Origin of the sequence: Cohaesibacter haloalkalitolerans (genome assembly GCF_003574655.1) — a bacterium.
Classification (GTDB): Bacteria; Pseudomonadota; Alphaproteobacteria; order Rhizobiales; family Cohaesibacteraceae; genus Cohaesibacter; species Cohaesibacter haloalkalitolerans.
The window spans coordinates 30,552-44,606 of sequence record NZ_QNUM01000007.1 but is presented as its reverse complement, the minus strand read 5'-3'; the positions used below and the strand labels follow the sequence as shown (position 1 = coordinate 44,606).

The 14,055-nt window shown below is 58.7% G+C and carries 11 protein-coding genes; 9 read left to right on the top strand and 2 right to left on the bottom strand.

Features of this window, described 5'->3' with window-relative positions; all coding sequences use genetic code 11:
- Window positions 1-18 precede the first annotated feature (18 nt).
- Window positions 19-1,902 (bottom strand): autotransporter assembly complex protein TamA, encoded by a 1,884-nt coding sequence (locus tag DSL70_RS17330; RefSeq protein WP_119309234.1) that lies wholly within the window; start codon window positions 1,900-1,902, stop codon window positions 19-21.
- Window positions 1,903-2,444: 542 nt separating this feature from the next.
- On the opposite strand from DSL70_RS17330, the gene DSL70_RS17325 reads away from it, so the two are divergent.
- The 9 genes from DSL70_RS17325 to DSL70_RS17285 all read left to right on the top strand — a co-directional run bounded on the left by DSL70_RS17325 (window position 2,445) and on the right by DSL70_RS17285 (window position 13,039).
- Window positions 2,445-3,392, top strand: a complete 948-nt coding sequence (locus DSL70_RS17325; RefSeq protein WP_119309233.1) for a LysR family transcriptional regulator — start codon at window positions 2,445-2,447, stop codon at window positions 3,390-3,392.
- A 314-nt stretch (window positions 3,393-3,706) separates the two neighbouring features.
- Window positions 3,707-4,678 carry an ABC transporter permease gene (locus DSL70_RS17320; protein WP_119309232.1) on the top strand — a complete coding sequence of 324 codons (972 nt, stop codon included), beginning with the start codon at window positions 3,707-3,709 and terminating at the stop codon, window positions 4,676-4,678.
- Between the two features lie 99 nt (window positions 4,679-4,777).
- Complete coding sequence (locus DSL70_RS17315) at window positions 4,778-5,806, top strand: sugar ABC transporter substrate-binding protein (protein WP_119309231.1); 1,029 nt, start codon at window positions 4,778-4,780, stop codon at window positions 5,804-5,806.
- Between the two features lie 199 nt (window positions 5,807-6,005).
- Window positions 6,006-8,129 (top strand): ABC transporter permease, encoded by a 2,124-nt coding sequence (locus DSL70_RS17310; protein WP_119309230.1) that lies wholly within the window; start codon window positions 6,006-6,008, stop codon window positions 8,127-8,129.
- A complete protein-coding gene (locus tag DSL70_RS17305; RefSeq protein WP_119309229.1) occupies window positions 8,126-9,181 on the top strand; it encodes a WD40 repeat domain-containing protein in 1,056 nt (351 codons plus the stop codon). The genes DSL70_RS17310 and DSL70_RS17305 overlap by 4 nt, the downstream gene beginning before the upstream one ends.
- 4 nt (window positions 9,182-9,185) lie before the next feature.
- On the top strand, window positions 9,186-10,682 hold the full coding sequence (locus DSL70_RS17300; protein ID WP_119309228.1) for a sugar ABC transporter ATP-binding protein: 1,497 nt from the start codon (window positions 9,186-9,188) through the stop codon (window positions 10,680-10,682).
- A 33-nt stretch (window positions 10,683-10,715) separates the two neighbouring features.
- Complete coding sequence (locus DSL70_RS17295) at window positions 10,716-11,570, top strand: branched-chain amino acid aminotransferase (protein WP_119309227.1); 855 nt, start codon at window positions 10,716-10,718, stop codon at window positions 11,568-11,570.
- A gap of 12 nt (window positions 11,571-11,582) precedes the next feature.
- Complete coding sequence (locus DSL70_RS17290; RefSeq protein ID WP_119309226.1) at window positions 11,583-11,990, top strand: carboxymuconolactone decarboxylase family protein; 408 nt, start codon at window positions 11,583-11,585, stop codon at window positions 11,988-11,990.
- Between the two features lie 77 nt (window positions 11,991-12,067).
- Window positions 12,068-13,039: a quinone oxidoreductase family protein gene (locus DSL70_RS17285; RefSeq protein WP_119309225.1), complete on the top strand. Its 972-nt coding sequence runs from the start codon at window positions 12,068-12,070 to the stop codon at window positions 13,037-13,039.
- A 147-nt stretch (window positions 13,040-13,186) separates the two neighbouring features.
- Here the strand turns inward: DSL70_RS17285 and DSL70_RS17280 are convergent, their stop codons facing one another.
- On the bottom strand, window positions 13,187-14,035 hold the full coding sequence (locus tag DSL70_RS17280; protein WP_119309224.1) for a transporter substrate-binding domain-containing protein: 849 nt from the start codon (window positions 14,033-14,035) through the stop codon (window positions 13,187-13,189).
- Between the last annotated feature and the right edge of the window lie 20 nt (window positions 14,036-14,055).

The window sequence follows — 14,055 nt, the reverse complement described above, 5'->3', positions numbered from 1 at the left end:
TTCAGCAGATGATTACAACTAGAAAGCCTGACCTAGGCCCAAATAAACACCAAATTTGGGCTCGTCCTTGATTTTCTTGAGCGGTACGGCGACATCGAGCCGCAGCGGGCCGATCGGGGTCAGGTAGCGCAGGCCTGCGCCAACGCCGGTGTACCATTCATCCTTGAATTGCGGCATCGAGCTGTTGAAGGTGTTGCCCGCATCGACAAAGGCGGCAAGGCCGATGGTGTCTGTGACCTTCATGCGCGCCTCAAGCGAAGCGGTGATGTAGGAGCGGCCACCGGTCGGATCGTTGTTGGAATCCCTCGGGCCTGCCATCTGATAGGAATAGCCGCGAATGCTGCCGCCCCCACCGGTAAAGAAGCGGCGGTCGGTGGGCACATCGCTCTTGGAGGCGCCGACAATGGAGCCTGCGGAGATCTTCCCGGCAAGCACGAAGCGCTTGGCCTGATCAATTGCCTGATAGGCGGACAGGGTGGCGCTTGTCTTCAGGAAGGCGAGCGAGCCATCGCTGCTGATGGTCGGCTCGGCGTCGATGAGCGCATAGAAGCCCTCGGTCGGATCGAGCTTGCTGTCGCGCTTGTCATAGGCCAGTTCCAGCGGCGTTGAGAACAGCAGGTTGCTGTCGGTGCCGGTGCTGTCGGTAATGCGGGCATATTCGGTCTTGAACGCTGCGCGGGTCGAAAGCGCGTCCGTCCACTGGTAGCTCAGCCCGACCTCGCCGCTGACGGCCCGCTTCTGATAGGCGTCCGGGTTGGTGAAGTCGACCGACAATTTGGCGTCAAACGTGCTGGCAGGACCAATCACGCCGGGCTTCTTGAAGATGATGTCGGCGTTATAGTCGAGGTCCTTGACATCATCCTGTCCGATATTGGCGATGGAGCCCTGAATGCGCAGGCTTTCCGCGCCGCCGAACAGGTTGCGATGGACCCAGTAACCTTCGAGCCCGACGCCATCAAGGTTGCCGATGGTGATACCGGCGCCAATGGTGCGGAACTTGCGCTCCTTGACCGAAATCTCGATGGGCAGCGAGCCATCCTCAAGCACGGCATCCGCCGGCTTGACAATGACGCTGTCGAACACGCCGAGCGCCCGAAGGTTGCGGTTGGCCTTGGCAACGGCGACCGGGCTGTAGGTCTCGCCAACCGGAATGGCGGCCTGCTGGACAATGAGGTCGGTGTCGACATCTTCGTTGCCGGTGATCGTCACCTGACCGAAGCGGGCCAGGGGGCCATGATCAACGCGCAGGGTAACATCCAGCTTGCCAGTCTTGTGATCTGCGGCGAGGGACCGCTCTTCGATTTTGGCAAGGGCGAAGCCGCGGTCGCGATAGTCCGCGAGAATGGCGTCTTCGGCATCAAGTACAAGCTGGGAATAGGCCGGAGCCCCGGCAATCACGCCATAGCGCTGAAGGTCGACCGGCGCGCCGTCGCTCAACTGGGCGTCCGGTTTGGAAAAGGTGAACACCGGCCCCGGCTTGACGGCAATGGCGACCTTGACGGACGAGGCCTTGGTCAGGTCCTCATCCAGCGGAACCTTGTCATAGCGCACGTCATTGACGGTAATGTCGACGGTGCCGCCATAGAGCCCCTTGCGATAGAGGGCTGCGATCAGCCTCTTCTGGTCATTGCGGGCGCGCATCAAAAGGCCCGTCGTGCCGGAGGCTGGCTCTTCCTTCTTCTCGATCAGCAGGGAAGCCGCTTTCAGCTCATCGGTCAGGGCCTCGTCGGCGCTGGTGAGTGAAACACTGTAGGTGACTGGATCAGGAATGTCGGCTGTCGGCTTGGCTTTGGATACTGCCTCGACGCCGCTGGTGCTAAACTTGTAGCCAAACAGCTCAAAGGCCGAGGCCTGTCCGCTCCAGCTTGCCGAGAGCATGGTGGTTGCAAGGCATAAGGACATCGTGGACGCACGCCAGCCTCGGTTGCGCCCCGAAAGCGCACCGAACCTGTGGTCTTTCCGCAATGTCAGCCGAGACAGCAAAACTGCAAACTCCAAACTCAATGGCACGTTAGCCTGATCAGCTAACCTTAGCTTAACCAAACTTTCCAAATAAAATGTATCTTTTCATCAGAAATGGCCTTGTTCCATGCAGATTCAATAGCACATTGAATTTTATTGAGAAAGCTTTGCAGGCAGAAACCGTCCCATAGAGCACAGAGGGCAAGGGGCGGAAACAACCGGAAACCTCTTTCGGCCGCCCTGACTGGTGGTGTGATCCTCCTTTGTTGGCAGAAACAGGCGAATAAGCCAAGGTTACGGGTTTCCGCATAGGCCGTGACCGCGACAGGGGAACCTGTGGATGGTCGCGTCGAGACTTGATCCTGCCACCGCCGAAGCACCGTATTTGACCCCACCGAGCAAGAAGATTTGACAAAAATTTGAATTTCGCCTTAGCTCATGGGGTCAATTTTTTGCCGTCTTTTCAAAACAGGTCATGTTCAATGGATATTCGCAATTACACCAGCTTTGTCGCTGTTGCCGAATTGATGAATTTTACCAAGGCTGCCGAGCGTCTCAATATCACCCAGTCGGCCCTTTCCCGACAGGTCAAGGCGCTTGAGGATTATCTCGGGGTCAAACTGTTCGAGAAGACGGGCCGCAACATCCGCTTCACCCCGCAGGGTGAGGCGCTGTTGGCCAAGATCAACAATGTTCTGGTCGCAGATCGGGAGCTCAGAACCTTTGCCGGTGATCTGACGGGTGGAGAATCCGGGCTGCTGAAGATCGGCGCCTGTTCCCAGTTGATCGAGCGCTATATGCCGACTTTTCTCAAACAGTGGACGGAAGACAACCCAGATATCGAGATCCGTCTTGAAGATGGCGGCGGCCCGGAACTGGCCAGCAAGCTGGTGGACGGGGTCTTTCATCTGACGATCAGCGCCGAACCATCGGCCCCGATCGACATTCTGGAAAGCCGCCCGCTGGGCCAGCTCGGGTTTCTTGCTGTTGGCAACGCCGAATTCCTTGGCGATACCCAGGAGCCGATCGAGATCGAGGAACTGCTGTCGCTTCCCGTGCTGACGCTGAACACCAAGCATGTGTCGCGTGAGGTCTTTGATGCGGCCTGTCGCGTCAGCGGCGTGGTGCCGCGCGTTGTTCTGGAGAGCAATTCCCCCCATACCCTGCTTGCCATGGCGATCGGAGGTAACGGCGTCGCCGTTGTTCCTTCCTCAACCCGGCCACGGGAGCCAAAATTGCGCAGCAGGCCCATTTCCCTCAAGGGAGAACCGATCCATTTCGGCATTTGCGCGATGTGGAACATCCGCCAGCCGCTCCCGGCCTACGGCCAGCGTTTCATTGATTCCCTCGGAGAGCACATTTTCTCTGAGCAACATCAGGAAGAATTTCCGGCTCAATTCGCACAATATGGATACCTTCAGGTCATATAATCTGTTGTTTTTTGCGCGAAACTCAAATCCATGCAAATTGCGCATGGATTTGAGATAAAAATATTCATTGGACGCGCAGAATAAACTGACGCTACGTTGCTCATTGTTTAGGCAAGATGGGTGGCTGCATCAATATTATGCAGCTTTCGGCATATGTCTTTCTCCCGCTCTGTTGGCTGCCCTCCGGCAGGCCAAAGGAAAGCGGGCTGGCCAAAGATACAGGCAAAAGACATACGCCCCAACAATGAAAACAGAGCGGGTCCTGTAACAAGAGAACGACTGGCGCGCTCTGGGCATGGAGTAGGGTCGCGCATATGAGTTTCTTGAAAAACCTCAATCAGGAGAGCATCGTTCTGGCGATTACCATCGCGATCTTCGCATTGGCCTCGCTAATGCTGCCCGGGTTCTTCACCGCGAACAATCTGGTTGCCATCGTGCGCTCGGTCTCCGTACTGGGTATTCTGGCGTTGGGAATGGCGATGATTATCATCGGCCGTGGCATCGACCTGTCGATGGTTGCCATCATGGCGATGTCTGTTGCCTGTTATCTGCAGATGCTCGGATCGGGCATGGGGGAGGGCACGGCCCTGCTGCTGACGCTTGCCGGTGTTATTGCCATGGGCCTCATCAACGGTATTCTGGTCGCCTATGCCGATGTTCCGGCCATTTTCGTGACCCTTGCCAGTTCTTCCTTCGTATTCGGCTTTGTGCGTTCCCAGCTGATCACCACCGATGCAGTCCCGGTCCCGACCGCCCATTGGGTGGAGATCCTCGGCGGCTTGCGCTTTTTCAGCGTGCCGGTGGAAGTCTTCATCTTTGCCGGGCTGGCGTTCGCCACCTTTCTGTTCCTGCGCTACAGCAAATGGGGCCGTTATGTCTATTACGCCGGTGACAATCCGGAAGCCGCGCGCAACTCCGGTATGCCGGTGCGGCCAATGATGGTTCTGCGCTATGTCATCTCGGCGCTCATTGCCTTCATTGCCGGTGTACTGACCGCTGCCAGCCTGCATTCCATCAACACCCGCATCGTCAACTCCAACCTGCTCTATGACATCGTGCTGATCACGGTGATCGGCGGCATCGGGCTGTCCGGCGGCAAGGGCGGCGTGCGCAACGTGCTGTTCGGTGCGGCGCTCATCGGCATCATGCTCAACGCCATGACGATCATCGACATTCCACTGCTTTATCAGAATCTCATCAAGGCGGGGATCCTGCTCGGCGCCATCATCGTTGATGGCATCCTCAATCCGCGTGACGAACAGACCGCGCAGCAGGGGGATATCTGAACTTTCCTAACCCCGCGTAGTCCGGGCACCAGACGCCAGAAGTCAAAACAACATCTGAAAACAATCGCAATCAACACACCTTTCCAGAGAGGGACAGACATGAACATCATCAAGACCCTTATGGCCGCCTCCGCGGCGCTCACCATCAGCTCCGCTACGCTCGTCACCCAAGTGTCGGCCGCAGGCGACCCGGCACCGGAAATCTATGCCAAGGCCATGGCTGGCAAGCGCATCATGCTGGTGCCGATGGCCATGGGCTTCGACCTTGCGCAGGGCTGGGCCGCCATCCTGAAGCGCGAAGTCGACGCCTTCGGCGGCATCTTCGAAACCCGCGACCCCAACTGGAGCGTTGAAGCCGGTGCGCAGGCGATCACCGAGGCCATTGCCTCCGAGAACAAACCGGACGTGCTGATCATCATGTCACCTGACATGAACTCCTATTCCAAGCTGATGAAGCGCGCCCAGAAGGCTGGCATCTATGTGATCCTCGTGGACAATCCGGCCAACTTCAAGGCAGATGCCTATGTCGGCAGTGACTGGACACAGCTGGGTCGTCTCGAAGCAGAAGCCGTCGTCAAGGGCTGCGGTCCGGATTCCTCCAAGAAGATCGGTCTGGTGCAGGGCGATCAGGTCAACGCAACCAGCCTCTTCCAGTATGCGGGCATCATGGAAGTGCTGGCCAAATATCCCGAGTTCGAAGTGGTTGCAAAACCCGACTCCAACTGGGACGCCACCACCTCGCGCAACGTGACCACCACCATGCTGCAGCAGAATCCTGAAATCTGCGGTGTCATCGACTTCTGGGATGGCGATGCCTCGGGCGCTGCTGCTGCCATTCGCGAAGCAGGCAAACAGGATAGCGTCTTCCTCGTCACCACCGGTGGCGGCGAGAAGGCCGCCGACTGTGACCTGATTGCCGATGGCACCTATGGCGCCGTGGTCATGACCGACCTTGCTCAGGAAACCCACAACATGGTGGCGATCATCAAGTATCTGCTCCAGAGCGGCCAGCCGGCTGGCACCGCTGCGCCTTACATCTACACGCTGCTGAAGGCCACCACCAAGGAAAACATGAAGCCTGACAGCTGCTGGGATCTCTCGGCTCTTCAGGCCGAAGCCGGACAATAATGTCATGCGGGCAGGGGCCCTTGTGGCCTCTGCCTTTCATTCGCCAGTTCCGGACAGATCGCCTGCCCGAAACCCCACCGATCAGGAAGCCGGATGTTCGGTCTCTCTGCGTCGGTGTTGATGAAATTCATTTCCCAATCCGTCCCTTTCGGAACCCTCCCTCCGTGACGGATGGCTCAAGTCGTCGGAATTTTGATAGATGGCCTTTCGTGAAAAACTGCAAGCATGGCGCTACAATGCCATTCCCGATCACCTCATCGGGGAGATTCTGACCAAGAGATGGACGGATAACGCCATTCCCTTTCTTGCCCTGGTGATCACAGTGGCTGCCTTCGGATCGGCGATTCCGGGCTTCTTCAAACCCTATTCCTTGCAGGAGTCGACGCGCCAGCTCGGTGAATTCTCGCTTGTCGTGACCGGGCTTACGGTTGTCATGCTGGGGGGTGGTATCGACCTGTCGGTCGGCTCCATCTTTGCGCTTGCGACCTTTGCGTCCGTTGCCACTTTCTTCATTTTCGAAGCCCCGGTCTGGGTCTGCTTGCTGGCTGCCATCGCTACCGGCGTCGCTTGCGGTGCGATCAATGGCTATCTCATCGGCTTCCTGCGTCTGCGTGCCTTCCTGACCACGCTGGTGACCTTCATCATCGGGCGTGCGTTGTTCGACATTCTGGTCGTGCAATATGGCGCTGCGACCCAGATGTCCTTTGCCTCCTCGGACCTTTGGGACTTCATCGGTGACGGCACGCTGTTCGGCTTCTCGATGCCGGTTCTGACCGCCATCGTGTTCGCGCTGATCACCCACATTGCTCTCACGCGCTCCCGTCCGGGCTGGCATGTGCAAGCGGTCGGCGGATCGCGCCGCTCCGCGCACAATGCTGGTATCCGGGTGCGGCGCATCGTCTTCATGACCTACATTTTTTCCGGCTTCTGCGCCGGAGTATCCGGCTTCCTGATGGCAACACGCCTGTCCAGTGCTGGCCCCGGCACCGGCAACGGGCTGGAAATCCTTGCGCTGACGGCTGCGGTGGTCGGTGGCAACTCCCTTGGCGGTGGGCGTGGCTCGGTGGCCAAGGGCATCATGGGGGCGGTCATCGTTCTGGTGATGACCAACGGCCTCATCCGCCTCGGTTTTGGTACTGGCACCAACCAGATGGTGCTCGGCATCATGCTGGCCTTTGCGGTGACCATCGATATCCGCTGGCTGAAGAACCGCCACAAGGTCCTCAACGAGATCTATGTCGCGCCGGTCTACCTCAAAATGGGCAAGGCCGAATCCGCAGAGCCGGGGTCTGGCTCCGCCTATGCCCTCAACAACAAGCTGTCCTCGGCCCGGCATATCGGCCTTGGCGAGCTGGAAGGGCCGGAAGACGTCATTCTCGACCGCAATGACAACCTCTATTGCGGCACGCGGCACGGCGAGATCGTCCGCTTCTTTGCTCCGGACTACAAGCGCTCGGAAGTCTTCGCCCATGTTGGCGGCTTCCCGCTCGGGCTGGCCTTTGACAAGGATGAAAACCTCATCTCTTGCGTCGGTGCCATGGGGCTCTACAAGATTTCACCGGATCGCGAGGTTACGCGGCTTTCAGCCGAGACCAGACGCTCGCTGACCTCCATTGTCGATGATGCCCGTATGCGCGATCCCAACGATCTAGACATCGCGCCTGATGGCAAGATCTATTTTACCGACAGTACCAAGCGCTACGATGCCCATGAATGGATGCTCGATTCCATCGAGAACCGTGGCACCGGTCGCCTGCTGGTCTATGATCCCAAGGATGGCTCCACCAAGACCCTGCTCGACGGTTATCGTTACACCAACGGTGTCTGCATCGCCCATGACGGTCAGTCGCTGTATTTCTCAGAGAGCTGGAGAAGCCGCATTCATCGCTACTGGATCGCAGGCCCCAAGGCGGGCACCGTGGAATGCGTCATCAAGGACATGCCGGGCTACACCGACAACATCAACCGTGCTTCCGACGGCACCTACTGGATGGCCTGGCTTGGCATGCGCACTCCGAGCTTTGACTTGTCGCTGCGTCATCCGGACATGCGCAAGCGCATGACCCGCCGCCTGCCACAGGATGACTGGCTGTTCCCGAACATCAACACCGGCGGCATCGTCAAATTCGATGACAACGGCAAGATCATCCAGACCATGGGCGACCTCACCGGTCAGAACCACCCGATGGTGACCTCGATGCGCGAGCACAAGGGCAAACTCTTCATCGGCGGCATTCTGAACAACCGCATCGGGCTGTTCGACATCGAAGGTGCCGACCCGACATGGACCGGCATGACGTCCTATTGGGGAGAAAAAGCATGATCCTCGATCCCATCCTCGACATTTTCCGCGGCAAGGCGGTGACCATTCCGCCCATGGATGGTGCCTTCCGCCCCAACACGGTGCTCGATGAAGCCGATATCCTCACCCATCTGTCCGAGCCGGACAATCTGGCCATCTACAAGGGCGAACTGATTGCCACATCAGGCAATGCCATCTATGTCGTCAACAAGGGGGCCGAGCCGAAACTGCTGCGCTCCTTTGAAGCACCAATCACGGCCCTTGCCGTGTCAATCGATGACAAGCTGGCGGTTGCTCTGGAAACCGGACAGCTGTTTGTCGACGGTGAACCCGTCCGTCTGCTGGAGGAAATCAAGGCAATCACGGCGCTGGCCTATTCCTACGACGGCTCCTTGTGGCTGGCCAATGGCTCATCCGAACATGCCTGCTCGGACTGGGCGGCCGACCTGATGAGCAAGAAGGCCTGCGGGTCCATCTGGGTGCGGCATTCGCCAAAGGAGGCCTTTGAGAAGGTTGCCGGAGGGCTGGCCTATCCCTATGGCCTCTGCCCGCTGAGCGGTGGCCGCGTGGCTTTCTCGGAAAGCTGGCGCCACAGGGTGATGATCATGGACGCGGAGAAGAATATCTCCGTGCTGATCGACCAGATCCCGGGCTATCCCGCCCGCATTGTGCCGACTGCCGAGGGCGGTGCCATCCTGTCGGTGTTCGCGCCGCGCAACCGGCTTGTCGAGCTGGTGCTGCAGGAAAAGCACTATCGCCATGACATGATGGAAAGCGTGCCGCGTGAATACTGGATTGCTCCGGCGCTCTATTCCAACCGCAGTTTCCTTGAGCCGCTGCAGTGTGGTGGCATCCGCACCATGGGCGTCTACAAGGCATGGGCTCCGGCCCGTTCCTACGGCATGGTGGTGCGGCTCGGCAAGGCCATGAACCCGCTCACCAGCATGCACAGCCGCGCCAACGGCAACCGCCACGGCGTCTGCTGCGCCATCGAACATGATGGCCAGATCATTGTGGCCTCCAAGGGCGGGGATGTCCTGCTCGACATTGCAGATATCAAGGTGGAGGGCTAAGGACATGGATCCCATCATTCGCATGGAAAAGATCACCAAGGCCTACCGTGGCGTGCCTGCCATCAAGGACGTGGATTTCGAACTGCACAAGGGCGAGGTCCATGCCCTGCTTGGCGAAAATGGTGCGGGCAAATCGACCCTCACCAAAATGATGGCTGGTGTTGTCGAACCGACCGCTGGCAAGATGTTCCACCACGGCAAGGAAACGGTCTTTGCCAACCCGAACGAAGCGCTGGACGCCGGGATCGCCATGGTGTTTCAGGAGACCAGTCTGGTGCCATCGATGACCGTGGCGCAGAATCTTTATCTGGGCTCGGAGAATTTCCTCAACCGCCTGCGCGGCACCTTCATTTCCGCCCAGCAGTTCCTGCAATCGCTGAACTTCTCGGTCGACCCCACGGCGCTGGTGGCAACGCTGGGGGCGGCCAAGCGGCAGATGGTCGAAATCGCCCGTGCGGTGCATCACAAGGCCGAAGTGATCATCTTCGACGAACCGACGGCAACCCTGACGCCGGAAGAGAAGCGTCATTTTTTCGCGCTCATCGAGCGGCTCAAGCAAAGCGGCGTATCGATCATCTTCATCAGTCACGCGCTGGAGGAAGCTTTGCAGATTTCCGACCGCATCACCATCCTGCGTGATGGCGAGCTGGTGGCCAGCGACAGGACCGAGACCTTCACCCGCGAGTCCATCATTGCCGCCATGGTCGGCCGGACCCTCTCCGGTGCGCTCTACCGCGACCGGGGCGAAAGCGGCGTGCGCAAGGCTGGCAAGAAGGTGCTGTCCGTGCAGGACATCTCGATGGGAGCCATGGTTCGCAACAACTCCTTTTCGATCTTTGCCGGCCAGATCACCGGCGTCTTCGGGTTGATCGGCTCGGGCCGCACCGAGACCTTCAAGATCGTTTCTGGAATCTACAAGCGCGACTTCCTGCGTGGTGGCACCATCGTGTTCAACGAAAAGCCGACCCGCTATTATGTGCCGCGCGAAGCGGTCAATGACGGCATTGTCTATGTGACAGAAGACCGCAAGAGCGAGGGCTTCTTCGAGACCATGTCGATTGCCGAGAATATCTATGCCGGGCTGATCGCTGCCGGACACGACAAGGCATGGTATGTCAGCCACAAGGAGATGAAGGCCGTCGCAGCCGACTGGTCGGGAAAACTCAACGTCCGGGCTATCAACGACAATGCTCGCGTGGTCGAATTGTCCGGCGGCAACCAGCAGAAGGTGGTGATCGGCAAGGGCCTCGTGCAGCAGCCGAAGCTGGTCATCTTCGATGAACCGACCCGCGGCGTGGACGTCGGCGCGATTGCCGAAATTCACCAGATCATCAACGATCTGGCCGATCAGGGGCTGGCTGTGGTGGTGATTTCGTCCTACCTTCCGGAGATCATGAATCTGTCCGATCGCATTCTTGTCTGCCGACAGGGGCGCATTGTGGAGGAGTTCTCGCCCTCCGAGGCAACTGAAGAGAAAATCATGTATGCGGCGGTCCATTGACGGACCTGCCGGACTTTATCAAGGAGAATGACAATGGCTGCCAAGCGCGCAATGTGGACCTACTACAAGGGTGAGTGGCACGAGGGCGATGTGCGCATTTTGGGTGCGGCGTCTCATGCAACCTGGTTGGGATCGCTGGTGTTCGATGGCGCTCGCCTGTTTGAAGGTGTCTCTCCGGACCTTGATCTGCATTGTCAGCGGATCAACCGCTCCGCCGAGGCGCTGATGCTGGAACCGACCTTCACGGGCGAGGCAATCGAGGCTCTGGCCAAGGAAGGTATCAAGAAATTTGCGCCGAACACCGACGTCTATATCCGTCCGATGTACTGGGCCGAGGAAAGCGATATCGGAACACTGCCGCCGCTTGCATCCTCAACCGACTTTGCGCTCTGCCTTGAGGAAATTCCGATGGTTGAACCGACCGGCTTTTCCATCACCACGACCCAGTATCGCCGCCCCACCATCGCCGTTGCACCAACCAATGCCAAGGCCGCCTGCCTCTATGCCAACAACGCCCGCATGGTGCGTGAGGCCCAGCGGAAGGGCTTCGACAATGCGCTGGTGACCGATTGTGCCGGTAACGTGGCAGAGCTTGCCACCGCCAACGTCTTCATGGTGCGCGGCGGCGAGGTCTTCACCTCCATCCCGAACGGCACCTTCCTTGCTGGCATCACCCGCAAGCGCGTGCTTGGATTGCTGCGCGGCGCTGGCTACACCGTCCACGAAATGACCCTGACGGTTCAGGATTTCATGGAAGCGGACGAAATCTTTTCTACCGGCAACATCTCCAAGGTGATTCCGGTATCTCGCATAGAAGACCGGGAACTCGCATACGGGCCTATCACCAAGAAGGCCCGCTCTCTGTACATGGAATGGGCACACGCCTAGGAGGAAACCAAGATGGCAACTGTCAAATTGCTCACCAATGAAGAAGCCGACAAGATCCCGGCCGTAAAGGAAGTCTTTGACGAAATCCGCGAATTGCGCAAAACCGACTTCATCAACAATTTCTGGCGGGCTCTGGGTGCAGCCGATCCTGCCCTGCTGAAACGCACATGGGAAGGCCTCAAGGCTGTCATGATGACGCCGGGCAACATCGACCCGATGACCCGCGAGATGATCTATATCGCCGTATCGGCAGCCAACTCCTGCTCCTACTGCCTCCATTCCCACACTGCTCAGGCCCGGGCCAAGGGCATGACGGACGACACCTATGCGGAGTTGTTGTCGATTGTGGGTCTGGCTGCCCAGACCAACCACCTGGTGACTGCTATGCAGGTCCCCGTCGACCCCGAATTCCTGGCCTGATCGCCAGCTTGACCAAATGACTTTGGCGCCGTCGCCGCTCTGGGGAGCTGGCGTCGGTGCAAAAAGCGGAGAAGAAAATGGATATGGCACTTGTCGCTTCCAGACCTGGCGGTCCGGAAGTCATGGAGTGGTGCGCGCTGGAAACTGGCACACCCGGCCCGAACGAGGCGCTGGTACGCCACACCGCGATTGGCGTCAACTTTATCGACGTCTACAACCGCACGGGGCTCTACCCCTGGCCGGATAGCACCATGATCCCGGGAGCCGAGGCTGCGGGTGTGGTCGAAGCCATCGGTGAAGGGGTCGAAGGTCTCAAGGTTGGCGACAGGGTTGCCTACGTGCTCAAGTTCGGCGCCTATCGCGAGCGCCGGGTGCTGGCTGCTGATCGTCTGGTCGTGCTGCCTGATGGCGTCTCGGATGACCTTGCAGCATCGGTCATGCTCAAGGGCCTGACCGCGCAGTATCTCGTCACCTCATCCTATGCCGTCAAGGCCGGGGACACGGTGCTGGTGCATGCCGCTGCTGGCGGGGTCGGGCTGATTCTGGGCCAGTGGTTGAAGGCGCTTGGCGCCCGCGCTATCGGCACGGCAGGTTCAGCCGACAAGGTGGCACTGGCGCTCAAGCATGGTTACAGCGACGTGATCAATTACCGCGAAGAGAATTTTGCCGAGAAAGTCATGGACCTGACCAGCGGGCAGGGGTGCGAAGTGGTCTACGACAGTGTCGGCAAGGACACATGGCGCGGCTCCATCGCATGTCTCAAGCCTTTCGGCATGTTCGCAAACTTCGGCCAGTCGTCCGGCATGATCGATGATTTCAAGCTCTCAGATCTGGCCAGCGGGTCTAAGGCCGCCTGTCGTCCCGTTCTGTTCGATTATGTGGCCAAACGGGCTGATCTGGAAATGCGGGCAGCCGACCTGTTTGACCGGCTCGTCAGTGGAGCGGTCAAGGCTGATGTCGTCGCATCCATGCCGCTCAAGGATGCCGCCGAGGCCCACAAGGCGCTGGAAGGCCGCAAGACCACCGGCGCGACCATTCTCAAACCCTGAATAATGGCCTCGTGCCTTGAAGAAACGCGTGCAAGCGCTCATAAAATAACAAGCACCGAGCAAAAGAAACACCCGGAAGCGAGAACCGCCCCGGGTGTTTTTCGTTTGTGCCGGACTGATGCTTCAGACTGGCGAAGGAGACGGTTCTTAGTAGACGGTCACGTCAAAGCCGAACCATTTCATCGACAGTTCCTTGATGGTGCCGTCGTCGCGAGCCGAAGCGATGGCTTCGTCGAACATGGCTTTCAGTTCGTCGGAGCCCTTGCGCAGGCCGAGCGAGCTGCCCTTGCCCAGAATACCACCCTGGAAACGGGGGCCAGCCAGGATCATGCCCTTGTTTGCCGGGTCTTTCATGGCGGTGGAGATGTAGGCGGTGGAAGCCATGATGGCATCGACACGGCCGGACATCAGGTCGAGGTCATGCTCCTGAGTCTTGCCATATTCACGGATCTCGGCAACGTCAGCCAGATTTTCCTGCAGGAAACGTTCTGCAATGGCAGAAGACTGCACGCCGATGATCTTGCCCTTCAACAGGGGCTTGATTTCTTCGATGGCTTTCTTGGCTTCTTCCGGTTTGGAAGCAAGCGGGAAGACGTCGCCATTCAGCGGCAGTTTGGCGAGATCGGAATCTTCAAGCACGCCGAAGGTCTGGCCGGTGGAGCCATAAGGGATCGAGAAGTCGATCACTTCAGCGCGTTTGGCCGTTGCGGACATGCCGGACATGATGGCGTCGAACTTGCCAGCGTTGAGCGCCGGAATGATGCCTTTCCAGTCCTGCACGACCCATTCGCATTCCACTTTCATGCGTTCGCAGAGGATCTTGCCAAGGTCGATTTCAAAGCCTTCCAGCGTGCCATCAGCATTGGTGGAGTTCCACGGAGGGAATGCCCCTTCGGTGCCCAGTTTGACGGTTTTGATGTCCGAAGCGAGGGCAGGCCCTGCCGCCAGCATTGCTGCTGTCATGGCCACCCCGAGAAGTCGGGTCCAGATTTTCATTTCGCTTTCCCTTCTGTGGT